Annotated in this window: 24 protein-coding genes and 1 pseudogene; 19 read left to right on the top strand and 6 right to left on the bottom strand. The window is 61.4% G+C overall.

All coding sequences use genetic code 11. The features are described 5' to 3' along the window. Positions 1-129: 129 nt before the first annotated feature. The 6 genes from ACIROW_RS17390 to ACIROW_RS17365 all read left to right on the top strand — a co-directional run bounded on the left by ACIROW_RS17390 (position 130) and on the right by ACIROW_RS17365 (position 6,434). A complete protein-coding gene (locus tag ACIROW_RS17390) occupies positions 130-2,256 on the top strand; it encodes a cytochrome c biogenesis protein ResB (protein WP_402277746.1) in 2,127 nt (708 codons plus the stop codon). A 144-nt stretch (positions 2,257-2,400) separates the two neighbouring features. Then, positions 2,401-3,552 (top strand): c-type cytochrome biogenesis protein CcsB, encoded by a 1,152-nt coding sequence (gene ccsB / locus ACIROW_RS17385; RefSeq protein ID WP_116436351.1) that lies wholly within the window; start codon positions 2,401-2,403, stop codon positions 3,550-3,552. A 12-nt stretch (positions 3,553-3,564) separates the two neighbouring features. Continuing rightward, positions 3,565-4,230, top strand: a complete 666-nt coding sequence (locus ACIROW_RS17380) for an HAD-IA family hydrolase (protein ID WP_402277744.1) — start codon at positions 3,565-3,567, stop codon at positions 4,228-4,230. 108 nt (positions 4,231-4,338) lie between these two features. After that, a complete protein-coding gene (gene msrP / locus ACIROW_RS17375; protein WP_402277742.1) occupies positions 4,339-5,319 on the top strand; it encodes a protein-methionine-sulfoxide reductase catalytic subunit MsrP in 981 nt (326 codons plus the stop codon). Between the two features lie 8 nt (positions 5,320-5,327). Further along, positions 5,328-5,951: a sulfite oxidase heme-binding subunit YedZ gene (locus tag ACIROW_RS17370; protein ID WP_402278040.1), complete on the top strand. Its 624-nt coding sequence runs from the start codon at positions 5,328-5,330 to the stop codon at positions 5,949-5,951. Between the two features lie 234 nt (positions 5,952-6,185). Next, entirely contained in the window at positions 6,186-6,434 is a 249-nt protein-coding gene (locus ACIROW_RS17365; protein WP_116436355.1) for a hypothetical protein, read from the top strand. Positions 6,435-6,526: 92 nt separating this feature from the next. On the opposite strand, the gene ACIROW_RS17360 is transcribed toward ACIROW_RS17365, so the two are convergent. From ACIROW_RS17360 to ACIROW_RS17340, 5 genes are all read right to left on the bottom strand, one after another. Continuing rightward, on the bottom strand, positions 6,527-7,525 hold the full coding sequence (locus tag ACIROW_RS17360; RefSeq protein ID WP_402277740.1) for an NAD(P)H-dependent glycerol-3-phosphate dehydrogenase: 999 nt from the start codon (positions 7,523-7,525) through the stop codon (positions 6,527-6,529). Between the two features lie 54 nt (positions 7,526-7,579). Continuing rightward, positions 7,580-8,035: an SH3 domain-containing protein gene (locus tag ACIROW_RS17355; RefSeq protein WP_402277738.1), complete on the bottom strand. Its 456-nt coding sequence runs from the start codon at positions 8,033-8,035 to the stop codon at positions 7,580-7,582. Between the two features lie 158 nt (positions 8,036-8,193). Beyond that, positions 8,194-8,688, bottom strand: a complete 495-nt coding sequence (secB, locus tag ACIROW_RS17350; RefSeq protein WP_402277736.1) for a protein-export chaperone SecB — start codon at positions 8,686-8,688, stop codon at positions 8,194-8,196. Between the two features lie 68 nt (positions 8,689-8,756). After that, positions 8,757-9,017 carry a glutaredoxin 3 gene (gene grxC, locus ACIROW_RS17345; protein ID WP_016835992.1) on the bottom strand — a complete coding sequence of 87 codons (261 nt, stop codon included), beginning with the start codon at positions 9,015-9,017 and terminating at the stop codon, positions 8,757-8,759. Then, positions 9,014-9,430, bottom strand: coding sequence for a rhodanese-like domain-containing protein (locus tag ACIROW_RS17340; RefSeq protein WP_402277734.1), 417 nt, complete (start codon positions 9,428-9,430; stop codon positions 9,014-9,016). Before ACIROW_RS17340 ends, grxC begins: the two co-directional genes overlap by 4 nt. 122 nt (positions 9,431-9,552) lie before the next feature. Between ACIROW_RS17340 and gpmA the strand changes: the two genes are divergently transcribed. The 9 genes from gpmA to ACIROW_RS17295 all read left to right on the top strand — a co-directional run bounded on the left by gpmA (position 9,553) and on the right by ACIROW_RS17295 (position 19,427). Continuing rightward, the gene (gpmA, locus tag ACIROW_RS17335) at positions 9,553-10,299 is read left to right on the top strand and encodes a 2,3-diphosphoglycerate-dependent phosphoglycerate mutase (RefSeq protein ID WP_402277732.1); all 747 of its coding nucleotides are present in this window, start codon (positions 9,553-9,555) and stop codon (positions 10,297-10,299) included. A 14-nt stretch (positions 10,300-10,313) separates the two neighbouring features. Further along, entirely contained in the window at positions 10,314-11,711 is a 1,398-nt protein-coding gene (locus tag ACIROW_RS17330) for a murein hydrolase activator EnvC family protein (RefSeq protein WP_402277731.1), read from the top strand. Positions 11,712-11,714: 3 nt separating this feature from the next. Next, positions 11,715-13,229 (top strand): S41 family peptidase, encoded by a 1,515-nt coding sequence (locus ACIROW_RS17325; RefSeq protein ID WP_402277730.1) that lies wholly within the window; start codon positions 11,715-11,717, stop codon positions 13,227-13,229. 98 nt (positions 13,230-13,327) lie between these two features. Beyond that, complete coding sequence (locus tag ACIROW_RS17320; protein ID WP_402277728.1) at positions 13,328-14,086, top strand: HesA/MoeB/ThiF family protein; 759 nt, start codon at positions 13,328-13,330, stop codon at positions 14,084-14,086. 184 nt (positions 14,087-14,270) lie between these two features. Beyond that, complete coding sequence (locus tag ACIROW_RS17315) at positions 14,271-14,747, top strand: hypothetical protein (RefSeq protein WP_402277726.1); 477 nt, start codon at positions 14,271-14,273, stop codon at positions 14,745-14,747. Between the two features lie 83 nt (positions 14,748-14,830). Beyond that, the gene (gene dksA / locus ACIROW_RS17310; RefSeq protein ID WP_116436363.1) at positions 14,831-15,235 is read left to right on the top strand and encodes an RNA polymerase-binding protein DksA; all 405 of its coding nucleotides are present in this window, start codon (positions 14,831-14,833) and stop codon (positions 15,233-15,235) included. Between the two features lie 303 nt (positions 15,236-15,538). Further along, positions 15,539-16,024 carry a hypothetical protein gene (locus tag ACIROW_RS17305; RefSeq protein WP_402277725.1) on the top strand — a complete coding sequence of 162 codons (486 nt, stop codon included), beginning with the start codon at positions 15,539-15,541 and terminating at the stop codon, positions 16,022-16,024. 92 nt (positions 16,025-16,116) lie between these two features. Further along, entirely contained in the window at positions 16,117-18,135 is a 2,019-nt protein-coding gene (locus tag ACIROW_RS17300) for a TonB-dependent receptor (protein WP_402277723.1), read from the top strand. A 161-nt stretch (positions 18,136-18,296) separates the two neighbouring features. Next, on the top strand, positions 18,297-19,427 hold the full coding sequence (locus ACIROW_RS17295; protein WP_402277721.1) for a branched-chain amino acid ABC transporter substrate-binding protein: 1,131 nt from the start codon (positions 18,297-18,299) through the stop codon (positions 19,425-19,427). 17 nt (positions 19,428-19,444) lie between these two features. On the opposite strand, the gene ACIROW_RS17290 is transcribed toward ACIROW_RS17295, so the two are convergent. Beyond that, complete coding sequence (locus ACIROW_RS17290) at positions 19,445-19,909, bottom strand: Lrp/AsnC ligand binding domain-containing protein (RefSeq protein WP_016832045.1); 465 nt, start codon at positions 19,907-19,909, stop codon at positions 19,445-19,447. A 283-nt stretch (positions 19,910-20,192) separates the two neighbouring features. Between ACIROW_RS17290 and ACIROW_RS17285 the strand changes: the two genes are divergently transcribed. The 4 genes and pseudogenes from ACIROW_RS17285 to ACIROW_RS17270 form a co-directional block, all read left to right on the top strand. Next, positions 20,193-21,320, top strand: coding sequence for a branched-chain amino acid ABC transporter substrate-binding protein (locus tag ACIROW_RS17285; protein WP_402277718.1), 1,128 nt, complete (start codon positions 20,193-20,195; stop codon positions 21,318-21,320). Positions 21,321-21,589: 269 nt separating this feature from the next. Next, the gene (gene lhpH / locus ACIROW_RS17280; RefSeq protein WP_402277716.1) at positions 21,590-22,600 is read left to right on the top strand and encodes a trans-3-hydroxy-L-proline dehydratase; all 1,011 of its coding nucleotides are present in this window, start codon (positions 21,590-21,592) and stop codon (positions 22,598-22,600) included. Positions 22,601-22,604: 4 nt separating this feature from the next. Then, positions 22,605-23,543 (top strand): delta(1)-pyrroline-2-carboxylate reductase family protein, encoded by a 939-nt coding sequence (locus ACIROW_RS17275; protein WP_402277715.1) that lies wholly within the window; start codon positions 22,605-22,607, stop codon positions 23,541-23,543. Between the two features lie 84 nt (positions 23,544-23,627). Next, positions 23,628-23,722: pseudogene (locus tag ACIROW_RS17270) on the top strand (branched-chain amino acid ABC transporter permease); the annotation flags it as partial.

The following is a 23,722-nucleotide window of genomic DNA, read 5'->3' as shown; positions in this document are numbered from 1 at the left end:
GCGAAGCCGCCCCCTTTGCATTTCCGCCCTGTCAGGCAAACTCAACCCGGCAGGCGAGGCAGCCGCTGAGAATTGCACCGCAAAAAACAGCACCGCAAGCAGCATCGAGCATCGATAAAGGTAGCACTTATGACAGGCAGTACCGCAGGCATCCAATTGAAGACCCGCCAACGCTGGGTCGCCGAAATCGTCGAGCTGTTTTCCTCCATGCGCTTTGCCATCAGCCTGCTGACGCTGATCGCGGTCGCCTCCATTATCGGCACCGTGCTGCAGCAGAACCAGCCGATGCCTAACTACGTCAACCAGTTCGGGCCGTTCTGGTTCGAGGTGTTCGGCAAGCTCGGGCTGTACGCCGTGTACTCGGCCTGGTGGTTCCTGATGATCATGGGTTTCCTGGTGCTGTCGACCTCGCTGTGCATCGCGCGCAACGGTCCCAAGATGCTCAAGGACATCGGCAGCTGGCGTGAAAACGTGCGCGAGCAATCGCTGCGCAATTTCCACCACAAGGCCGAATGGACCGCCGCCACGCCGGTGGCCGGGCTGGCGCAGCAACTGGCGCAGCGCATCGGTGCCAACGGCTACAAGGTCAAGCTGGTGGAAAAAGACGGGGCTACGCTGATCGCCGCCAAGAAGGGTGCGGCCAACAAATGGGGCTACATCTTCGCGCACTCGGCCATCGTCATCATCTGTCTCGGCGGCTTGCTCGACTCCGACCTGCCGATCCGCTTCCAGCAATGGTTCTACGACAAGACGCCGTTCGCCGGCAACGGCGTGATTTCGCAGATTCCGGCCGAGCACCGGCTGGGCCTGGGCAATCCGACCTTCCGCGGCAACACGCTGATCCCTGAAGGCGCCAGCAGCAGCACCGCCATCATCCCGCAGCAGAATGGCGTGATGATCCAGGACCTGCCGTTCACGATCCAGTTGAAACGCTTCGTCATCGACTACTACTCGACCGGCATGCCGAAGCTGTTCGCGAGCGACGTGATCGTGCGCGACAACGCCACCGGCAAGGATTTCGCGGCCACCATCAAGGTCAATGAACCGCTGATCTACAACGGCATTGCGGTGTACCAGTCGAGCTTCGAGGACGGCGGCAGCAAGCTGCGCCTGACCGGTCACGCCATGACCGGCGCCGACGACAAGCGCTTCGAGATCGCCGGTGAAGTCAACGGCAGCACCCCCTTGTCGGCGGCCAAGGACAATGAGTACACGGTGGAGTGGAGCGGTTTCCGTCCCTTCAACGTGGAAAACATGAACAACAGCGGCAATGGCGGCAACGGCGCCAGCGGTGGCGATGTCCGCAGCGTCAACAAGGGTGTGAACAAATCGTTCGCCGAAGGCCTCGACAAGCACCTCGGCTCGGGCGCCAAGAACGCCAACAGCAAGGACCTCAAGAACGTCGGCCCGAGCGTGCAATACAAATTGCGCGACAAGACCGGCCAGGCGCGCGAGTTCCTGAACTACATGCAGCCGGTGCAGGTCGACGGCGCCTATGTCTTCCTGGCGGGCGTACGCGACATGCCGGACGAGCAATTCCGCTACCTGCGCATCCCGGCCGACGACGAAGACAGCGTCGACGAGTGGATGCGCCTGCGCGCCGCGCTGGCCAACCCGGCGTTGCGCACGGAAGCCGCCGCACGCTATGCGCGCCAGGCCATGAAAGGCGATGGCGCCAACGCCCAGCAGTTGCGCGACCAGGTGCAGCAGTCGGCCTTGCGCGGTCTGAGCATTTTTGCCGGCGACGGTAAGGAGTCGGGTTACATCGCGGTGTCGCGCTTCATCGAGAAGATTCCCGCCGCCGAGCAGGAAAAGGCCGCCGACATCTTCATGAAGATCCTCAACGGCAGCATGTGGGAGTTATGGCAGGTCGCGCGCGAGAAGGCCGGCCTCAAAGCCATGGGCACTGACGAGAAGCATGCACGCTTCCTGCAACTGGCGATCAACGCGATGGCCGATGCCGGCTTCTACCATGCGCCGGTGTACCTCAAGCTGAGCGGTTTCGACGAGATCAAGGCTTCGGTGTTCCAGGTCACGCGTTCACCCGGCAAGAAAGTGGTCTACCTGGGCTGCCTGTTCCTGGTGCTGGGGGTCTTCTCGATGCTGTACATCCGCGAACGTCGCCTGTGGGTCTGGATCCGCCCGCAAGACGATGCTGGATCGCATGCGCTGATGGCCATGAGCACCCAGCGCAAGACGATGGATTTCGACAAGGAATTCGAATTACTGAAGGCGAAGCTGACGCAAACGGCGTAAGCTAGCGTCGGACATAATATAGGCATGGGCGTTTAACGCTTATGCCCGCAACGACATATCTCCCCCACGCCAGACGGGTAGGATGTCGGAGGGCCTGATGCCGCGACGATGCGCGGCGGCCCCAGGATTGAACTGGAGATCGTAATGGAATTGAGCCAAACCCACGCCTATTCGCAGGATATCGGCTTTTTCAAGCGCCTCAGCGTGCTTGACTGGATTTACGCGGCTGCGCTGGTGGCGGCGTCGCTGTTTGCGCTGAGCCGCTACGGCGGCCACATGGATTACTACGAAAAGGCCGTGCTGCTGCTGGCGGCGCCAACCTTCGCCTGGCTCGGCTGGCACTGGAAATCGGTGCGCTGGCTGATGGCGGTGCTGGCGGTGCTGGCGTTGTCGGCGATCGCCATGTACGGCGGCGCGCTGGAGATGGCCGACAAGAAATTCTTCCTCAAATACCTGCTCTCGAGCCAGTCGGCCATCCTGTGGATGAGCGCGCTGTTCGTGTTGTCCACGCTGTTCTACTGGGTCGGCCTGGTGGCGCGTTCCGGCACGGGCGCAGCACTCGGCTCCAAGCTGTGCTGGGCGGCAGTGGTGCTGGGCTTCACCGGCATGCTGGTGCGCTGGTACGAGTCCTACCTGATCGGCCCGGACATCGGTCACATCCCGATTTCCAACCTGTATGAAGTGTTCATCCTGTTCTGCATGATCACGGCGCTGTTCTACCTGTATTACGAAGATCGCTACGCCACCCGCCAGCTTGGCGCCTTCGTGCTGCTGGTGATTACGGCGGCGGTCGGTTTCCTGCTGTGGTACACGGTCTCGCGCGACGCCGCCGAGATCCAGCCGCTGGTGCCGGCGCTGCAAAGCTGGTGGATGAAGATCCACGTGCCGGCCAACTTCATCGGCTACGGCACCTTCGCGCTGGCGGCGATGGTGGCGGTGGCCTACCTGCTCAAGTCCAAGGGCTATCTGGAAGATCGCCTGCCGTCTCTGGAAGTGCTCGACGACGTCATGTACAAGGCCATCGCGGTCGGCTTCGCCTTCTTCACCATCGCCACCATCCTCGGCGCGCTGTGGGCGGCCGAAGCCTGGGGCGGCTACTGGTCGTGGGACCCGAAGGAAACCTGGGCGCTGATCGTCTGGCTCAACTATGCGGCATGGCTGCACATGCGCCTGATGAAGGGCCTGCGCGGCCAGGTTGCGGCCTGGTGGGCGCTGGTGGGTCTGCTGGTCACAACCTTCGCCTTCCTCGGCGTGAACATGTTCCTGTCCGGTCTGCATTCTTACGGCGAACTGTAGGCGAACCATGCTATGAGCAAAGCACTGCCCGGCATTGACCTGATCCTGTTCGACTGCGACGGCACCCTGGTCGACAGCGAAATCGTCGCCGCCGATGCTTGGGTCGAGCACAGCGCACGCTTCGGCGTCAGCATCACCGCGGTCGAAGCGCTGGAGAAATTCAAGGGCGTCAACATGGCCGACTGCGTGGCCGAGATCGAACGCCTCGCCGGCAGCCCCTTGCCGGCCAGCTTCGTGACCGAACTGCGCGATCTCATGGCGATCATGTTCCGCGCCCGCCTGCAACCGATCGCCGGCGCGCTGGAACTGGTGCAGTCGCTGGCCGTATCGTTCTGCCTGGCCTCCAATGCGCCGCGTGAAAAGATCGAGCTGTGCCTGCGCGTGACCGGCATGCTGCCGTATTTTGAAGGGCGCATTTACAGCGCCTACGACGTCCAGAAATGGAAGCCGGATCCGGCCTTGTTCCTGCACGCTGCAGCCGCCATGGGCGTGGCGCCGGCGCGCTGCGCCGTGGTCGAGGACAGCCTCCCGGGAGTCAAGGCCGGCCTGGCGGCAGGCATGACGGTGTTTGCGCTGCAGTCGGAAGACCATGTGCTGACCTTGCCCGACGGCGTGCACGTGATCCGCGAACTGGCGGAATTACCGGGCCGCCTGGCGCCGGTCGTCCATCCTTCCTGAGATTCTCCTGAGCTCGGCCGCTGCCGGCACAATCAAATTGGCGAACTTCTGTAAGATGGTGCGGATCAACGCGACCAACGGTCGTCAATGACCGTCACAGGAGATTCCATGTTCATCAAGCGCCAGATCCGCAACATCGACGTCCCGCTGTCTTCCGAGATCACGCCGCGCGCGCTGTTCGAATCGCGCCGCGATTTCATGCGCCACGTCGCGGTCGGTTCCATCGCCGGCGGCGCCTTGCTGGAAACCCTGACGCAACCCGCGCTGGCGCAGACGCCGGGCGCGCAAAAGCTGGCCGCCAAGGCCAATTCCGCCTACGTCGTGATGGACAAGCAGACCAGCTTCAAGGACGCCAGCACCTACAACAACTTCTATGAATTCGGCACCGACAAGGGCGATCCCGCGCAAAACGCCGGCACGCTGAAGACACGGCCCTGGACCATCGCCATCGAAGGCGAGGTGAAGAAGCCGCTGACGCTCGACATCGACGCGCTGCTCAAGCTGGCGCCGCTGGAAGAGCGCATCTACCGCCTGCGCTGTGTGGAGGGCTGGTCCATGGTGATTCCGTGGATCGGCTATTCACTGTCTGAACTGATCAAGAAAGCCGAGCCCACCGGCAACGCCAAATACATCGAATTCGTCACCCTTGACGACAAGAAACAAATGCCCGGCGTCTACGAGCGCGTGCTGCAATGGCCGTACACCGAAGGCCTGCGCCTGGATGAGGCCAATCATCCGCTGACGCTGCTGACGGTGGGCATGTACGGCGAAGTGCTGCCGAACCAGAACGGCGCGCCGGTGCGCGTGGTGGTGCCGTGGAAATACGGTTTCAAGTCGGCCAAGTCCATCGTCAAAATCCGCTTCCTCAAGGAACAGCCCAAGACTGCCTGGAACGTCTCGGCGCCGCAGGAATACGGCTTCTATTCCAACGTCAATCCCAACGTCGATCACCCGCGCTGGTCGCAGGCCTCGGAGCGCCGTATCGGCGAAGACGGCTTCCTGTCCCGCAAGCGCAAAACGCTGATGTTCAACGGCTATAGCGAAGTCGCGCCGCTCTATGCGGGCATGGACCTGAAGAAATTCTTTTGAGCGCGCCCATGAATGTGCTGCGCAACCTCAAGCCGCGCCAGGTCGGCATCCTCAAGGGCGTGCTGTTCGTGCTGGCGCTGTTGCCGTTCGTGCGGCTGATCGTCTTCGGCTTCCTGGAGCGGCTCGGCGCCAACCCGATCGAATTCATTACACGCAACACCGGCGACTGGACCCTGTATTTCCTGTGCATCACGCTGGCGGTGACGCCGCTGCGGCGCCTGACCGGGTGGAACTGGCTGATCCGGCTGCGCCGCATGCTGGGGCTGTTTTCGTTCTTTTACGTGGTGTTGCACTTCATGACGTTTTTCTGGTTCGACCATTTCTTCGACGTGGAAGAAATGTGGCGCGACGTCCTCAAGCGGCCGTTCATCACGGTCGGCTTCATTGCCTTCGTGTTGCTGATCCCGCTGGCCGCCACCAGCACCAACGCCATGGTGCGCCGGCTCGGCGCCAAGCGCTGGCTGTGGCTGCACCGGCTGATGTATCTGATCTTGCCACTGGGCATCTTGCACTTCTGGTGGATGAAGGCGGGCAAGAACCTGCTGGCGCAGCCGATACTTTTTGCAACAATTGTTACGATTCTGCTGCTACTGCGTATGTTCTTCAAATACCAATCGAGAAAAACGCCGTAAAGCCTTGTAAAGACTGAAATTTTCAATTTGCTGCGCCGCCGCAAACATGGCGGCGTTTTGTTTTTTCTTGCTACTCCCTGACAAAAATTCGGATTTTGCGTATTCCAAATCGAATTTGGTGCGTTAGTTGACTTACAGCGCGCCAAAAACGCGCAACTGCGATGGCGCCGCAAGGTGTTGATCGTCGCAGAACGCCACGAACGGGAACGTCATCAGACGTGTAAGGACAGGGTCATGCAAGCAATCGAACGCAATATCGCAGTCAAGAATGCCAAGAACGGCGCCGCTCATCACCAGCAATATGTGCTTGCGGCCAAGGAAGGCCGTTTCAGCAAGGCAGGAAAATCGTTCCGCGCGAAAGAGCGCGAAGACGATTGCTCGGTCTACGACAAGCTGCCGAAGCAGATCGACGACATCGTCGAGGGCGAGTCGCCCAAGCGTTTCAAGCGCCCCAAAATGGAGAGCGATATCGTCGCACGCTAAGTTTTCAGCGTCGCAGCAGCGGGACTGAGCGCCAGGCGCCAGTCCCGTTTTTCATCGGCCCGTGGTTTTGCCCGGCGTCAATTTTCAGTTGTTCAGTTCTCTTCGCGCGGATCGCGCGACAGCAGCTGCGCCACCATTTCCTGTACCGAAACCCCATCGAACAAGGCCCCGGCCACCGCATCGGTGATCGGCATGTCGATGTTCAGCTCCTGCGCCAGCGAGCGTACCGCCTGCGCGCAGCGCACGCCCTCGGCGACATGCCCGAGTTCGGTCACGATGGCGTCGAGCTTCTTGCCCTGCGCCAGGCCGAGGCCGACACGGCGATTGCGCGACAGGTCGCCGGTGCAGGTCAGGATCAAATCGCCGACGCCGGACAGGCCCATGAAGGTTTCGGCGCGGCCACCCAGCGCGATGCCGAGCCGGCTGATTTCCGCCAGCCCGCGTGTGATCAATGCCGCGCGCGCATTCAACCCCAATTGCAGGCCGTCGGCCGCGCCGGTGGCGATGGCCAGGATGTTCTTCACGGCGCCGCCGATTTCCACGCCGATCAGATCGTCGCTGGAATACACGCGCAGGTTGCCGCCGTGCACCGCGCCGACCACGCGTTCGCACAGGGCCTTGTCGTGGCTGGCGATGGTCAGGGCGCAGGGCAGGCCGCGCGCCACTTCCTGGGCGAAGGACGGGCCCGACAGTGCGCCGGCCGGGATCTTGTCGCCCAGCACTTCGCGCACGATCTGATGCGGCAGCAGGCGGGTTTGTTCTTCCAGGCCCTTGCACAGCCAGACGATGTTGGGGATCGGATGTGCGCGCAAGGTCTCGGCCAAAGCTCGCAGGCCGGATACCGACGAGGCGACGATCAGCAGGCTGTCCTGGCTGGAAGTGACGTGGTCGACCGCATGGGTGAAGTCGGCGGTCACGACAAGCGACTCCGGCAGATGGAAGCCGCGCAGATAGGCCATGTTTTCGCGTTGCAGGGAAGCTTCCTGCATGGCCTGGCCGTTGCGGCCCCACAGCACGACCTGATGGCGCTGCGCCAGCACGATGGCCAGCGCCGTGCCCCAGGCGCCGGCGCCGAGTATGGAAATATTCATGAAGATTCGCTTGTAGAGGCCGGAAAGGGGTGAGTATGCGCCCGCTGGTCCGGCTTAGTCGCCCCAGACCTCGGACGCCTTGACGAAGCCGCTCTGGCCGTCGCGATGCCTGACCTTGACCCAGCCGCCGGACACCGGGGTCGCGTCCGTCAATTCCAGCAGCACGTTCTTGTCGGCGCTGAAGACGGTGGCGCTGTTGTCATCGGCTGCCGCATGAATCTTGGCATTGGCGACATTGACCACGACGTTGCGCTTGGTCGCCAGCGATTTGGACATGACCCACGACAGCGTGCCGGCCGCATCGCGCACCTTGCTCCACTCGCCGTAGGTCAGCACCACTTCGACCGGCATGCCGCGCGGCGCCACGAAGACGCGCCGGCCTTTTTCGGAAGGAGCGTCATACAGCACGGCCGGCGCTGCACCGACCGACTTGAAGTCGAGCGCATAAGCGGGTACTGCTGCAGCCGAACCGAGGATCAGAGCGGAAAGGACGAGAGGGGAAAATTTCATGGACTTGCTCCGCTGAAGAGGTTGAGGCCGTGCGTGGCGCGGATGGTCGCGGTGCGCGGCATCGGATAGCAGGATACGACGAGGGTGAGACGTTGGTAAGGCGCCGACCGCTGCGCGCTCCGCGCGGAGCGGAGCAGCGTGCGGCGGATGGAGCGAGATCAGTTGACCGTGGTCGTGCCGGTGACCAGCGTGCCGTCGGTCTGTTGTTCGGCCAGCGCCTGCAGGCGTTGTTGGTAGAACACTTCGAAATTGATTTCGGCCAGGTGGATCGGCGGGAAGCCGGCGCGGGTGATCACATCGGCGATGTTGGCGCGCAGGTAAGGATAGATGATGTTCGGGCAACCGATGCCCAGCAGCGGATCCAGTTGCTCGGCAGGAATGTTGCGCACTTCGAAGATGCCGGCTTGCTTGCCTTCGACCAGGAACGCGACCTTGTCCTTGACCTTGGCGGTCACGGTGATGGTGACGGTGGATTCGAAGATGCCGTCGGCCAGCGCTTCGGCGCCGACGTCGACTGCCACTTCGATCGCTGGCGCATCCTGTTCCAGGAAGATCGCCGGGGAGTTCGGTTGCTCCAGCGACAGGTCCTTGAGGTAGACGCGCTGGATCTGGAATACGGGTTGCTGTTCAGCTTGTTGGTTCTCTTCCGCCATGGAATGCTCTCGTTTCAGGTTGGATTAATACGGATGGTAAAAATGCGAATGGATCAGTTCGGAACGGCTCAGCCCTGCAGCAGCGGATCAAGACCGCCGGCGCGGTCCAGCGCGCTGAGGTCGTCGAAACCGCCGACGTGGGTGTCGCCGATGTAGATTTGCGGCACCGTGCGGCGGCCGGTCTTCTCCATCATGATGTCCTTCTGCTGCGGATCGAGGTCGATGCGGATCTTTTCGATGTCCTCGACGCCCTTGCTCTTGAGCAGGCGCTCGGCCATCATGCAATACGGGCACACGCCGGTGCTGTACATGAGGACGCGCGCTGTCATTTTGCCGCCTTCTGGCTGGCGGTCGGCAGGCCTTGCGCCTGCCAGGCCGCGATGCCGCCGGTCAGGCCGTGCACTTCGGTGAAGCCGGCCTTCTTGAGGATGCCTTCAGCCTTGGCTGTTTGCGTGCCGGACTGGCACACCACGATGACGTTCTTGCCCTTGAACTTGTCGAGTTCGGCGATGCGTTGCGACAGGTCCTTGAGCGGGATGTTGCGGGCGTCGCGCAGGTGGGCGGCGTTGAATTGCTCCACGTCGCGCACGTCCAGGACCAGGGTCTTGCCGGTATTGATCAGTTGGGTGGCTTGCAGCAACGTCAGCTTGCTGCCGCGCTGTTGCAGGAAAGGAACGAGCAGCGCGCCACCGGAAATGATGACCAGGCCGATCAGGAAAATATTGTCTACGATGAATTTCACGGGATCTCAATGGGTTTACTGAATCCTGGCATTATAAAATAGAAGCTGACACGCTATTTGATTCTTCCTTTGCTATTTTCTGTTCGCTTCCCGTTTCTTCTTATTTCTCACGAATCCACACTATGTACAAAATCGTTTTCATGCGCCACGGCGAGTCAACCTGGAACCTCGCCAACCGTTTCACCGGCTGGGTTGACGTCGATCTGACCGAAAAAGGCGTGGCCGAAGCAAAGCAGGCCGGCAAGCTGCTCAAGGAAGCCGGTTTCACCTTCGACCTGGCTTACACCTCGGTCTTGAAGCGCGCCATCCGCACGCTGTGGACCACACTCGACGAAATGGACCTGATGTATCTGCCGGTGCAGCACGACTGGCGTCTTAACGAACGCCACTACGGTGCGCTGCAAGGCCTGAACAAGGCGGAAACCGCCGCCCAGTACGGCGATGAGCAGGTCTTGGTATGGCGTCGCAGCTATGACACGCCGCCGCCGCCGCTGGAGCAGGACGATCCGCGCGCATCCTATAACGACCCCCGCTACGCCGGCCTCAAGCGTGAAGAAATCCCGCTGACCGAATGCCTCAAGGACACCGTGGCGCGCGTGCTGCCGGCCTGGAACGACACGATTGCGCCGGCCATCCGCGCCGGCAAGAAGATCATCATCTCGGCTCACGGCAACAGCCTGCGCGCACTGATCAAGTACCTCGACGGCATCAGCGACAACGACATCGTCGGCCTCAACATCCCCAACGGCCAGCCGCTGGTGTATGAATTGGATGCCGACCTCAAGCCGATCAAGAGTTACTATCTGGGCGACCAGTCGGCCATCGACGCGGCGCTCAAGGCCGTGGCAAACCAAGGGAAATCGAAATAACTAAGCTTTTTTGCATGACTGAAGGATTGCGGTGCTGGCGCGCCGGCAGACCGGCGGCTCTCGGCGCTGCGGCATTGGCCGCAGCGTTGTGCATGCTGCCGCCGCCGGTCGCCGCCCAGGTCACTGAACGCGCCAAGCAAAAGCAGGCGGCCGAGAAAGAGCGCGCCGACCTGCAGCAAAAGCTGGCCAACCTCAAGCGCGACATTGACAAGACCGAGACCGCCAAGGGCAACGCCGCCGATGCGTTGGCCGAGTCGGAGCAGGCGATTTCCAAGGCCAACCGCTCGCTGCGCGAACTGAGCCAGGAGCAGGCCGGCACCGAGGCTAAGCTCAACGTGCTGGTAAAGCAGCAGGCCGACCTGTCCGGCGTGGTCAACAGTCAACAGGCGCAATTGTCCAAACTGCTGCGTGACCAGTACGTGGCCGGCAACGAGGATCGCATCAAGCTGCTGCTGTCGGGCGACAATCCCAATCGCATCAACCGCGAGCTGCAATACATGGGCTACGTGTCGCAGGCGCAGGCGAAACTGATCGAAACGCTGCGCGTGAACCTGCAGGCCATCAAGGACAACAAGGCCGCGACCCAGAACGCCAAGTTCGAACTGGAAGAAATCGCCCAGGAAGAGAACGAGCAAAAGAAACTGCTGGAGAAGGAAAAGGCCAAGCGCGGCACGCTGCTGGCGCAACTGTCGACCAAGCTGAACTCGCAGCGCAAGGAAGTCGGCAATCTGCAGCGCGACGAACAGCGCCTGTCCGGACTGGTGGACAAGCTGGCGCAACTGATCGAAGACCAGAAGAAGGCTGAAGCCGCGGCGCGCGAAAAGCGCCGCCAGGAACAATTGGCCAAAGCGAAGGCCGAACACGAACGGCGTGCGGCTGCTGCAGCTCAGCAAGCCAAGGCCGCGCCGGGAACCAAGGCCAGGCCGGCGCCGTCGGACACCATTGACGACGATGAAGCGCCGCAATCGCTGGGCCGCAACGAAGCCACGCCGTCGCCGGAAGAAAATTTTGGTAAACCTTTCGCCAGCCTGCGTGGCCAGCTGCGCCTGCCGATACGCGGCGACCTGATCGCCAAGTTCGGCGGCAAGCGCGGCGACGGACCGAGCTGGAAAGGCTTGTTCATCCGGGCGCCGGAAGGCACGGAAGTCAAGGCTGTGGCGGCCGGGCGGGTAGTGTATGCGGACTGGCTGCGCGGTTTCGGCAATCTGCTGATCGTCGACCACGGCAACCAGTACATGACCATTTATGGCAATAATCAGTCCGTTCTGAAGCGGGCAGGGGATCTCGTCAAAACCGGGGATGTCATCGCCAGCGCAGGCAATAGCGGCGGCAATGAGCAATCGGGTTTATACTTTGAAATGCGGCATCAGGGCCGTGCTTTCGACCCACTGGGCTGGGTAACTACTAGGTGAAAAATGGGCAGCAAACTCAAGAACGTTGGACTTATCAGTTTGGGCATGATTGCGGGTGTAGCGGCTTCGATGCAATTCGACGCCATCGCGCAAAAAAATGCGACGGCGCCGTTGCCGTTGGAAGAGTTGCGGCAACTGACCGACGTGTTCGGTCTGATCAAGTCCGATTACGTTGAGCCGGTAGAAGACAAGAAGCTGCTCACCGAAGCAATTTCCGGCATGGTCGCCTCGCTCGACCCGCATTCCGCCTACCTTGACAAGAAGGCCTACAAGGAGCTGCGCGAAGGCACGATGGGCAAGTTCGTCGGCCTCGGCATTGAAGTCGGCATGGAAGACGGCTACGTCAAGGTGATCTCGCCGATCGAAGATTCGCCGGCCTACCGCGCCGGCATCAAGGCGGGCGACCTGATTACCCGTCTCGATTCGACGCCGGTCAAGGGCCTCACGCTCGATGAAGCCGTCAAGAAGATGCGCGGCGAACCGAACACCAAGATCACGCTGACCATCGCCCGCAAGGACGAGGACAAGCCGATCATCCTGAGCATCACCCGCCAGGAAATCCGCGTGCAAAGCGTCAAGTCGAAAGTGGTCGAACCCGGCTACGCCTGGTTGCGCGTGACGCAATTCCAGGAACCGACGGTCGACGACATGGCCAAGAAGATTCTGGCGATCTACGCCCAGGAGCCGAACCTCAAGGGCCTGGTGCTCGACCTGCGCAACGATCCGGGCGGCGTACTGCCGGGTGCGATCGGCGTGTCGGCCACCTTCCTGCCGAAGGATGCCGTGGTGGTGACCACCAACGGTCAACTGCCGAGCTCCAAGTCGAGCTTCCTGGCCAAGCGCGAGTTCTACGCCGCCAACCCGCTCAACGACCCGTTGTCCAAACTGCCTGACGCGATCAAGAAGGTGCCGCTGGTGGTGCTGATCAACTCCGGTTCCGCTTCGGCCTCCGAAATCGTCGCAGGCGCACTGCAGGACTACAAGCGCGCCACCATCATGGGCACGCAGTCGTTCGGCAAGGGCTCGGTGCAGTCGGTGATCTCGCTGCCGCCGGACAAGCTGACCGCGGTCAAGCTGACCACGGCGCGCTACTACACGCCGAACGGCCGCTCAATCCAGGCGCGCGGCATCGTGCCGGACATCATGGTGGATGAATACGCCGACGGCGATGGCCTCAACGGCCTGCGCCTGCGCGAAGCCGACCTGACCAAGCACCTGACCAACGACAAGGACGCCAAGGAAGTGAAGGCCTCCACGGTTGACGAGAAGGAAGAAGAACGCCTGATCGCGCTGGAAAAGAAGCGCAAGCCGCTGGAATTCGGCAGCAAGGAAGACTTCCAGCTGGCGCAGGCGCTCAACCACCTGAAGGGCCAGCCGGTCCAGGTGTCCAAGGTCAAGCCTGAAATCCGCGACGAGTCCAGCAAGGACGACAAGCCGGTCAAGGACATCCGCAAGGACAACAAGGCGCCGCCGGAAAAGATTGAAAAGGCTCCAGCAGAAAAGATCGAAAAGAAGTGAAAGAAGCAAAGCAAGGAATTGCGTTACATTAAGAGGGCTGCAGAGATGCAGCCCTCTTTCATTTCATCGCCCCACAAGGTAGTCAGCCCCGCCACGCCATGAACGACCAGCAACTGCTGCGCTATTCGCGCCACATCCTCCTCGACGAGATCGACATTGCCGGACAGGAAAAACTGCTGGCCGGCCATGCGTTGATCATCGGCGCCGGCGGACTGGGGTCGCCGGCAGCCATGTATCTGGCCTCGGCCGGCATGGGCAGGATCACGCTGGTGGATGATGATAGCGTCGACCTGACCAACCTGCAGCGCCAGATCATGCACACCACTGGCCGCGTGGGTCAGCTCAAGGTGTTGTCGGGGCAGCAGGCGTTGGAGGAGATCAATCCGGACATCGACATCGTTGCGCTGGCTGAGCGCGTCAGCGACGCGCGCTTGGGTGAACTGGTGCGCAACGCCACGGTGGTGCTCGATTGCAGCGACAATTTCGATACTCGCCACGCCGTCAACCGCGCCTGCGTGGCCCACAAGGTGCCGCTGGTGTCGGGCGCGGCGATCCGCTTCGACGGCCAGGTCAGCGTGTTCGATCCGCGTTCGGGGACGGCGCCGTGCTACGCCTGCCTGTTTCCGCCCGACCAGAAATTCGACGAGGTGCAATGCTCGACCATGGGCGTGTTTTCGCCGCTGGTGGGAATCATCGGCACCATGCAGGCGGCTGAAGCACTTAAATTGACGGCGGAGATCGGCGAATCGCTGGCCGGCCGGCTGCAGATCCTCGACGCCCGCAACATGGAATGGACCACCATCCGGCTGGCGCGCAACCCGGCTTGCCCGGTGTGCGGCGCAGTACATCCAGCCTGACCGTACCGGGCAGGCCTCAGGCAGGCGCAAGCAGTGCGTGAAGTGCTATTTATGCGCCAAGTTCTGGTATACACTGTATTGGATTTGCGTGCCGGATGACACGCTTCCCCATCTGCGTGTCATGGCGTGAGCCAGGCACGATCGTCGATTGACCAGATAACCGGGAGTTTCGGGGGGAGGATACATGGGCGTCACCGCAAAGAAGGATAGTTCCAAAGCCACCGCGGCCAAAAGTGCAGCCAAGAAAGCCGGCGCCACTGCCGCAGCGGTCAAAACGCCAAGGGCGGCAACTGAAAAGCTGAAGCCGAAACCAGCCAGCCGGGCGGCGACGCCGGCCCGCAAAACCGCTGCAGTCAAGACTGCACCGGCCACGCAGCCCAAGGCCGGCAAGGCTGCGCCGAAGAAGACAACAACTTCATCGGCAGCCAATGTTGTTGTAGTAAAATCCCTGACCGTTAAACAAACGGTATCGGCGACCGCCGGGTCCGGCACAGGGAAGGGCGCCGGCAAGGCAGTCGGCGCGCGTCTCAAAAAGCGCCCGCAACAGCGTCAACACCGGCAGCAAGGGAAGTGGATTCAAAAGCGACCAAATCCGGTCAGCCTGGCGGCAGCAAAGCCAGCGGCAGCAAGGCAGAAAAGCAGGATGCAAGCGCCGGATTAAAGGATAAAATTGAAAAACCCGTAGTATTGAAAGTAAGCGAAGTGGCAACTAAAACTCCCAAAACTACCCCTGATACGCAAACCTTGCTCACCGAGGAACAAATCCTCAAGATGGGCGAGAAGGACTACATGAACGAAGCGCAACTTGCTTTCTTCAAGGCCCGTTTGCAACAGCTGGAACGAGATCTGCTCAAGAACGCCGGCGAGACCACCGAGCATCTGCGCGAAACCGTGCTGGTGCCTGATCCTGCCGACCGCGCCACGATCGAAGAAGAACACGCGCTGGAATTGCGCACCCGTGACCGCGAGCGCAAGCTGCTCAAGAAGGTGCAGCAATCCATCGTCTCCATCGACGGCGGCGAATACGGCTGGTGCGAAGAAACCGGCGAACCGATCGGCATTCCGCGTCTGTTGGCGCGTCCTACCGCGACACTGTCGCTGGAAGCGCAACAACGCCGCGAACTCAAGCAAAAGCTGTACGGCGACTGAGTTCCTGCTGTGATCACAAGCAATGGCGCCGCGAGTCGGCGCCATTCGCTTTTGTTTTCCACGTCTTTCATTGTGCGTGTCGTTTCCGCGCGGCGTTGGTGACGCGGTCATCACGTTCTCGTCGAGCCCTCGTTGGCTTCTCTCGCGGCTTCCTTTCGTCGTATTTTCCTTCTGCGCTTCCCCGGTTTCACCAGGGCGTAAACGGGCGGCGGGCGATACATTCGTAAATGCAACAGTGTTGCAATTGAGTGTTATAATTCGCGCTCTCCGGCACGCCGCTCGCACGCGCTCGCCGAACCATCGTTGACCTACCTGAACCTCATGGCCGTCGCCACCGCCACATTGCTGCGTATTGACCATCCGGCCCGTCCCGCCGGCGTCTTTGCCCGACGCAGTCGCAGCGGCCGCATGGGTTTGGCGCTGGCATTGGCGGCGATGCTGTTGTTCTCGCAATGGCTAGGGCTGTCGCACGGCATCGCTCACGCCGGTTGGCCGGGGCAAGAACATGTTTCTTCGGTTGCCTCCTTCAATGCCGCACTGTTCAACTATGTCGACGTCGGCACCGCTAATTCAGCCTCTTCTGCCGACGGCAAGCACCACGCCGCCCATGAAAAATCGCATCATTCCTGCGTCGAATACGACGCCGCCGCCGGCGCGGCCGGTATCCACGCCGCTTTCTTTTCTCCTCCACTGATTCCCGGCACGCAAGTGCTGGCGCTGTGGCAGGCCTTCGCCTCCTGGGATGCGCCGGCCGTTTGCCACTTTTCCTCACGCGCGCCACCGCGCTGACATCTGAACGCAATGATTTCCCGGCCGGACCGCTTCACGCGGATCCGCGTCCGGACGCACGCCATTCTTTCATTTGTCAGTCAAGGAACACCATGCAAGCCCAGCCAACCCTGCTGGCCAGCGCCGTCCTGTCCGCGCTCGCCGTCATGTCCACCGCCGCCTTCGCACAGACCGTGCAAACCACGCCGCAGCAATCACAGCAACTGCAGGAAGTCGTCGTCACAGCCAGCCCCTTCGCCACTGAAGAAAACGCCCAAATCCTCACCCCCGCCAAAGTGCTGGCCGGCGATGAGCTGCGCAACAAGCTCGGCAATTCGCTCGGCGACACGCTGTCGCAAGAGCTCGGCGTCTCGGCCTCCGCCTTCGGCGCCGGGGCGTCGCGTCCCATCATCCGCGGCATGGAAGGCCCGCGCGTATTGATGCTGCAAAACGGCATGTCGACCGCCGACGTCTCGACCGTCTCCAACGACCACGCGGTCGCCACCGAAGCCGCCACCGCACGCCAGATTGAAATCCTGCGCGGTCCGGCCGCGCTGCTGTACGGCTCGGGCGCCATCGGCGGCCTGGTCAACGTGGTCAACGACCGCATCCCGACCGAGCTGGTGGGCAAGCCGACCGGCCAGGTCGAGGCGCGCTACGGCACCGTTGACGGCCAGAAGAACACGTCATTCTCGGTCGACGGTTCGGCCGGCCAGATCGGCCTGCACGTTGACGGCAACTATCGCGACACCGACAACTACAAAATCCCCGGCAACGCCAAACAGGGCGACGCCACCACCGCATCCGGTCGCCTGCCGAATTCCTTCACACATGAAAGCAGCGTCGGCGTCGGCGGTTCCTACATCGCCGACTGGGGCCACATCGGCGCGTCGGTATCGTCGCTGGACGATCACTACGGCATCCCAACTGCGGAGAAATCCTTCATCGACCTGCACCAGACTCGCTACGACATCGACAGTCTGGTCAAGGAGCCGTTTGCCGGAATGGAGTCCTTCAAGTTCAAGCTCGGCTATACCGACTACACCCATACCGAGAAGAAGGAAGACGGCACCGCCGACACCGTGTTCTCAAACCGCGCGTTGCAGACGCGCTGGGAGCTGGCGCACAAGCCGCTGGCCGGCTGGCGCGGCAATTTCGGCATCCAGAGCGAGCAAAACAACTATTCAGCCTTGTCGGCCGTCGACGGTTCGCCGCAACTGACGCCCAAAACCAAGTCCAGCACCTTCGCCGGCTTCCTGGTCGAGGAGCGCAAGTTCGGCTCGGTGCTGGCCAGCGCCGGCCTGCGCCTGGAGTCCGTCAAGCGCCGTCCGGAAGGCCTGCAAAACCGTGACTTCAACCTGTTCTCATGGTCCACCGGCGCTTTGTGGAGCTTCGTGCCAGGCTACGGCCTGGGCGCGACCTATTCGGTGGCGCAGCGTGCGCCGACCGTGGAAGAGCTGTATTCCAACGGCCCGCATGAATCGACCTCGACCTTCGACATCGGCAACGGCAGCCTGCAAAAGGAAACCTCGCACAACATCGAACTGAGCCTGCAAAAGACCGAAGGCCTGATGCGCTGGAAGGGCAACCTGTTCCAGAACAAGGTGAAGAATTACGTCTACGGCCGCACCAATGGCCAGGTCGACGCCACCGGCAATGCCGATCCTGCCGGCGAATTCCTGCAGCGCTTCTGGTCGCAGGGCGACGCCACCATCCACGGCGCCGAAGTCGAAGTCAGCTACAACCTGAACAACGAAGGATTCTCGGTGCGCGGCTTTGCCGACACCTCGCGCGGCACGCTGGACAATCAGGGCAGCCTGCCGCTGCAACCAGCCACGCGCTACGGCGTCGACCTCGGCTGGAAGCAAGGTCCGTGGGCCAGCGGCGCACGCGTGCTGCGCGCCCTCAAGCAGGATCGCCTGGCCGCCTTCGAATCCAGCCAGACGCCGTCCTACACCCAGCTCGACGCCAATCTGTCGTACACGCAAAAGCTGCAGGCGATGCGCGTGACCTGGTTCGCGCTGGTGAAGAACCTGCTCAACCAGGACATCCGCTATTCCACCGCTGTGCTCAAGGACACCGTGCCGCAGTCGGGGCGCAACCTGATCGTCGGGGTGCGTACGCAGTTCTGACCGGACCCGTTTGCGTGGCGCACGGCCCCTGAACCAATCAAAACCGGCAAAAGGCATGCTCTTTTGCCGGTTTTTCACCAATGCGCGGCGACGTATTGGGCTATTCTTGGCAGAGTCACCGGCAATGCCGCCGGCACCGCCAGTCCCGGCCCGAGGAGCGCATGCCACCTGTTCGCATCATTGCAATTGCAACAGCCTTGTCCTTGCTGTCCGCCTGTGCTTTTGCGCAAGAGCGACAGGTGGTCAAGCTCGGTTTCAGCAGCCCGCTGTCGGGGCCGCAGGCCGCCGCCGGCAAGGATGCGCTGAACGGTGCGCAGATGGCGATCGAACGCCTGAACCAGCAAAACCTGCAGCTGGACGGCAAAGTCATTCGTTTTGAGTTGCTGGTGCGCGACGACAAGGCCAGCATGCAGGAAGGCGCCGCAATCGCGCGGGAGCTGGCGGGGGCCGGGGTCCGGGCGGTGCTGGGACCGTTCAATTCCGGCGTGGCGCTGAGCGTTGCGAAGATCTACAACGACGCCGGCGTGGTGTCGCTCACCGTCGCCTCCAATCCCAAAGTCACTCAGGCCGCGCTGACGTACGTGTTTCGCATTGCCGCCAGCGACGCCGACATGGGCGGCAAGATGGGCCTGTATGCGGCGCGCCATCTCAAACTGAAAAAAATCGCGGTCATCGACGACGGCTCGCTCTACGCGCGCGGACTGATCGACGAGTTCGAGCGGGTCGCCAAAATGAACGGCGTCCAGCTGGTGTACAAGGAAGTGGTCGGCGACAAGGTGGAGGAATTCGGTGCTGCACTGAGCGCCGTCGCCGCCGCCAAAGCCGACGGCGTCTTCTTCGGCGGCTACGTGCCGCAGGCCGGCGCATTGCTGCGGCAAATGCAGCAGCGCGGCATGCCGATCGCCTTTCTGGGCGGCGACGCCTTATGTTCATCGGCCATGCTGGTACAGGCCGGCAGCGCGCTGGGCGATCGTACTTACTGCGTGCAGGGAGGCGTGTGGCTGACCAGGGTGTCGGACGGCGCCGTCTTTGCCTCCGCTTACCAGGGCAAATACGGCAGCATGCCGGATGTCTATGCGCCGACCTTCTACGACGGCGTGCTGTTGCTGTGGCAGGCGATGAAGTCGGCCAATTCGATTGACCCGCGCGTCTTTGCGCCGGTGCTGGCGCGCATGCGCTACAAGGGGGTGACGGCCACCTATGAGTTCACGCCACGCCACGACATGACCGAATCGACCGTGACCATCTTGCGCTTCAAGGATGGCAAGCTGGCGCCGCTATCGAGTTTTTGAGACGGCTCGTCCGTGATTTATTTGATCGGCAGACGGATCGTATTCTTGACCTCTTCCATCACCGCGTAGGTATGCGTTTCGCGCACGCCCTTGAGCTGCAGCAGCGACTTGCCGAGGAATTCGCGGTAGGCGTTCATATCCTTCACGCGCGACTTGACCAGATAATCGAAGCCGCCCGCGACCATGTGGCATTCCATGATTTCGGGGATGCTCTGCACACTTTTCTTGAAGGCTTCGAAGACGTCGGCCGTGGTACGGTCCAGCACTACCTCGATGAACACCAGCAGCGATACGTCCAGCAATTCCGGATTGAGCTGGGCCGCATAGCCGAGGATGTAGCCGGCGTCTTGCAGCTTGCGCACCCGTTCCAGGCAGGCCGCCGGCGACAGATTCACGCGTGCGGCCAGGTCGACGTTGCTGATGCGGCCGTCGTTTTGCAGTTCGGAGAGTATCTTTTTGCTGATTTTATCAAGCGTAGCCATAGAATCTGAATTTTCTTCTGTTTAATGAAGAATTGCTGAATTAAATTCTGATTATAAGGGCAATTATCGGGACTAATATCATCAAAGAGTAAATAGAATCGAGCACCATAAAAAGTAGTTGCGCCGGACCACCGGACGCAACGGGCCGACCAAAGCACAGAAGAGAGACTCACCCGCCATGCCTATCTGCAGTTGCGCTTGCGACCGTCTTGCCTTTTTGCCGCCGCGGCTTGAATTCAGTGTTTTAACGCAAGCCTGACCTTCAACCAAGAGAGGAAACAACATGTATAACCGCATGCATATCATCGCCGCTTCACTTGCCATCATCCCGGCATTCGCATCTGCTCAGGAAGTGCAAACAGTGAAGATCGGTTTCAGCAGTCCGCTGACCGGGCCACAAGCTTCGGCCGGCAAGGATAACCAGGGCGGTTTGCAAATGGCGGTCGAGCGTCTGAATACGCAAGGTCTCGTCATCGGCGGCAAGAAGATCAAATTCGAAATCGTCGCGGAAGACGACCAGGCCGATCCGAAATCGGGCGTGGGCGTAGCGCAAAAGCTGGTTGACCAGGGCGTCAAGGCCATCGTCGGTCCGTACAACTCGGGCGTCACCATTCCTGCTTCGCGCGTCTACAACGACGCCGGCATCGTGACCGCGACCGTGGCCTCCAATCCGAAGATCACCCAGCAAGGTTTCGCCACCCTGTACCGTGTTGCAGCAAGCGACAGCCAATTGGGCGGCAAGATGGCGCTGTACGCAGCCAAGGAACTGAAGATCAAGACCGTGTCCGTGATTGATGACCGCACCGCGTATGGCCAAGGCCTGGCGGAAGAATTCATCAAGATCGCCCAAGCCAACGGCATCAAGGTCGTCAGCAAGGACTTCACCAACGACAAGGCAACCGACTTCACCGCCATCCTGACCTCGATCAAGGGCAAGAAGCCGCAAGCCGTGTTCATCGGCGGTTACGCGCCACAAGGCGGTCCGATCAAGCGCCAGATGAAGCAACTGGGCATCGACGCGCTGCTGATGGGCGGCGACGGCATCTGCTCGCCTGAAATGGGCCGTCTGGGCGGCGACGCCATCGGTGAAAGCGTCTACTGTACGCAAGGCGGCACGATCCTCGAGAAGGCCAAGGAAGGCAAGGCATTCGCCGACGACTATCAAAAGAAATTCAGCCGTCCCGCAGAAGTCTATGCAGTCTCGTTCTATGACGGCATGATGGTCATCGCCCAGGCAATGAAGGCGGCCAACTCCGTCGAACCAAAGGTGTACGGCCCTGCGCTGGCTAAAATCAAATACAAAGGCGTGGCAGGTCAGTACGAGTTCGACGACAAGCATGACCTGAAGCAATCGCCAGTGACGATCTTCCGCTTCAAGGACGGCGTGCCGGTTGCTCTGACCAGCTACTGATCGCTGCGTCGTTTCATCGCCAGTTCCATTTCATTTCTGCCAGGGAACAATCGCAGCCTTGCGATTGCTTCCCTGAAATGATCCCCTGGTAATTTCCGTAGTTCATCCCCGGCCCTCTGCAGTGCAGCAGGGCCGGCGATCGCCATAGCCTCATCTTTCCGATCAGGCACGGCATTGATGCATCCGTATCACCAATACAGCGCACGCAAGGTGAAATGCAATACACTGCCCCTTGCACTGGTTTCCTGTATTTCGCAGAAGGAAGTTTCATGCTCAGTTACACCCGCACCGTCCAGACCATCGACGCCCACACCGGCGGCGAACCCTTGCGCATCCTGGTGTCCGGCTTGCCGCAAGTGCCCGGCGCCACGATCCTCGAAAAGCGCACCTGGCTGAAAGAAAACCGCGACGACCTGCGCCAGTTCCTCATGAACGAGCCGCGCGGTCACGCCGACATGTACGGCGCATACCTGTTTCCGCCACTGACGCCGAATGCCGATTTCGGCGTTATTTTTATCCACAACGAAGGCTACAGCGACATGTGCGGCCACGGCATCATCGCGCTGGGCAAAGTGCTGGTCGAAATGGGCTATGTCGAGCGCACTTCACCGGTGACGCGCATCTGCTTCGACGCGCCGGCCGGCTTCATCGACGCCAGCGTGGAGTGGGACGGCCAGCGCGCCGGCAAGGTCACCTTCAAGAACGTGCCTTCCTTCATCTATCAGCGCGACGTCGAAGTCGATACCCCGAGCTTCGGCAAGATCACCGGCGACATCGTCTTCGGCGGCGCTTTCTACTATTACATCAACGCCGACCAGGCCAAACTGACCGTCAAGCCGGAACAAGTGCGCCAGCTGATCCAGCTCGGCGCCGAGACCAAGGCCGCGGTCAAGGCCAAGGTGCAGATCCAGCATCCGCTCGAGCCGGGTTTGAATACGCTGTACGGCACCATCATCGACAGCGCCCCCAATTTTCCCGGCGCTGATCAGTCCAACGTCTGCATCTTCGCCGACCGCGAAGTCGACCGTTCGCCGACCGGCACCGGCACCTCCGGCCGCGCGGCGCAACTGTTCCTGCGCGGCAAGCTGGACCTCAACCAGGACTACGTCAACGGCAGCATCGTCGGCAGCAACTTCAGCGTGCGCGTCACCGGCACCACCAAGGTCGGCGAGCTCGATGCGGCTTTCACCGAAGTCACCGGTTCGGCGCACATCATGAGCACCAACCAGTGGGTGCTGGAAGAGTCCGACCCGTTCCCGACCGGCTTCTTCCTGAGGTAAATCGATGCATATTCTCGACGCCCAACAAACCGCCGCCGCGCTGCCGTACAGCCGCCTGGTTTCCGCGCTGGCACAGGCCGCACAGGAATTCGCCGACGGCCGCATCACCGCGCCCGAACGCCAGGTCGTGCCGATCGACGCCAACAGCGTGCTGCTCAGCATGCCCGCCGTCAGCGCCGATCTCAGCGTCACCAAACTGATTACAGTCCACGGCGACAACGCCAAACATGGCCTGCCGGCGATCCAGGGCGAAGTCATCGTCTTCGAGACCCAGACCGGCCGCCGCATCGCCTTGCTGCATGGTCCAACCGTTACTGCACGTCGCACGGCCGCAATGACTTTGCTCGGTATCCAGACGCTCGCGCCGGCCAAGCCGACATCGGCGCTGCTGATCGGCACCGGCGTGCAGGCGGCGGCGCATGCCGATGCGCTGGTGGAGTTTTTTGGCGTCACGCAATTCTGGATTGTGGCGCGCGACGTTGCCCGCATGCAGGCGTTCTGCAGCGAGCTCAGCACGCGTCATGCCGAGCGCGGCATCGTCGCCAGTCCGCTGGCGGCTGACGCCATGCAAAAGGATGTGCCTGCGACCGATGTGCTGATCGCACTGACCACTTCGCGCACCGCGGTGATTCCGGCCAGACTTGCACCGCACACGCTGGCCATCGGTGTCGGCGCGTTCAAGCCCGACATGGTGGAATTCCCGGCAGCGCTGCTGGCCGAACGCACCATCGTCGTCGACGACCTCGGCGGCGCGAAGCATGAAGCCGGCGACCTGATCCAGGCCGGCGTCGACTGGAGCCGCGTACGCGCCATCGGCGACATCCTGGCCGGTCGCGGGGAAAAGCTGCAGCCTTCGCAGGGTTTGCCGGTCTTCAAGACCGTCGGCCAGGCGTCATGGGATTTGGCGGCGGCGCGCGTGGCGCGTGACTCGCTGCAAAGTTGATCTGACAGAAATTCAATCCACAAAGATTTACACAGAACCGCTCTGCAACAAGCAGCGTGGAAAAAAAGGGAGCTTAGGAGACATATGGACATATTCATCCAGCAAATCATCAACGGCCTGGTCTTGGGGAGCATGTACGCCCTGATCGCCCTGGGCTACACGATGGTGTACGGCGTGCT

The organism is Herbaspirillum sp. NPDC101397 (assembly GCF_044767325.1).
GTDB lineage: Bacteria > Pseudomonadota > Gammaproteobacteria > Burkholderiales > Burkholderiaceae_D > Herbaspirillum.
Note: the sequence above shows the minus strand (reverse complement) of the source record. Positions and strands in the feature narration are given on the sequence as shown.

What these genes read in the sequence shown, in the direction of transcription:
- lhpH (WP_402277716.1), top strand. Translation starts at nt 21,590, where the DNA reads ATGCTCAGTTACACCCGCACCGTCCAGACCATCGACGCCCACACCGGC.
- ACIROW_RS17315 (WP_402277726.1), top strand. Translation starts at nt 14,271, where the DNA reads ATGGGCGTCACCGCAAAGAAGGATAGTTCCAAAGCCACCGCGGCCAAA.
- msrP (WP_402277742.1), top strand. Translation starts at nt 4,339, where the DNA reads ATGTTCATCAAGCGCCAGATCCGCAACATCGACGTCCCGCTGTCTTCC.
- ACIROW_RS17300 (WP_402277723.1), top strand. Translation starts at nt 16,117, where the DNA reads ATGCAAGCCCAGCCAACCCTGCTGGCCAGCGCCGTCCTGTCCGCGCTC.
- ACIROW_RS17330 (WP_402277731.1), top strand. Translation starts at nt 10,314, where the DNA reads ATGACTGAAGGATTGCGGTGCTGGCGCGCCGGCAGACCGGCGGCTCTC.
- ACIROW_RS17275 (WP_402277715.1), top strand. Translation starts at nt 22,605, where the DNA reads ATGCATATTCTCGACGCCCAACAAACCGCCGCCGCGCTGCCGTACAGC.
- ACIROW_RS17285 (WP_402277718.1), top strand. Translation starts at nt 20,193, where the DNA reads ATGTATAACCGCATGCATATCATCGCCGCTTCACTTGCCATCATCCCG.
- ACIROW_RS17320 (WP_402277728.1), top strand. Translation starts at nt 13,328, where the DNA reads ATGAACGACCAGCAACTGCTGCGCTATTCGCGCCACATCCTCCTCGAC.
- ACIROW_RS17325 (WP_402277730.1), top strand. Translation starts at nt 11,715, where the DNA reads ATGGGCAGCAAACTCAAGAACGTTGGACTTATCAGTTTGGGCATGATT.
- ACIROW_RS17290 (WP_016832045.1), bottom strand. Translation starts at nt 19,909, where the DNA reads ATGGCTACGCTTGATAAAATCAGCAAAAAGATACTCTCCGAACTGCAA.
- gpmA (WP_402277732.1), top strand. Translation starts at nt 9,553, where the DNA reads ATGTACAAAATCGTTTTCATGCGCCACGGCGAGTCAACCTGGAACCTC.
- ACIROW_RS17360 (WP_402277740.1), bottom strand. Translation starts at nt 7,525, where the DNA reads ATGAATATTTCCATACTCGGCGCCGGCGCCTGGGGCACGGCGCTGGCC.
- secB (WP_402277736.1), bottom strand. Translation starts at nt 8,688, where the DNA reads ATGGCGGAAGAGAACCAACAAGCTGAACAGCAACCCGTATTCCAGATC.
- ACIROW_RS17370 (WP_402278040.1), top strand. Translation starts at nt 5,328, where the DNA reads ATGAATGTGCTGCGCAACCTCAAGCCGCGCCAGGTCGGCATCCTCAAG.
- grxC (WP_016835992.1), bottom strand. Translation starts at nt 9,017, where the DNA reads ATGACAGCGCGCGTCCTCATGTACAGCACCGGCGTGTGCCCGTATTGC.
- ACIROW_RS17380 (WP_402277744.1), top strand. Translation starts at nt 3,565, where the DNA reads ATGAGCAAAGCACTGCCCGGCATTGACCTGATCCTGTTCGACTGCGAC.
- ACIROW_RS17295 (WP_402277721.1), top strand. Translation starts at nt 18,297, where the DNA reads ATGCCACCTGTTCGCATCATTGCAATTGCAACAGCCTTGTCCTTGCTG.
- ACIROW_RS17390 (WP_402277746.1), top strand. Translation starts at nt 130, where the DNA reads ATGACAGGCAGTACCGCAGGCATCCAATTGAAGACCCGCCAACGCTGG.
- ccsB (WP_116436351.1), top strand. Translation starts at nt 2,401, where the DNA reads ATGGAATTGAGCCAAACCCACGCCTATTCGCAGGATATCGGCTTTTTC.
- ACIROW_RS17355 (WP_402277738.1), bottom strand. Translation starts at nt 8,035, where the DNA reads ATGAAATTTTCCCCTCTCGTCCTTTCCGCTCTGATCCTCGGTTCGGCT.
- ACIROW_RS17365 (WP_116436355.1), top strand. Translation starts at nt 6,186, where the DNA reads ATGCAAGCAATCGAACGCAATATCGCAGTCAAGAATGCCAAGAACGGC.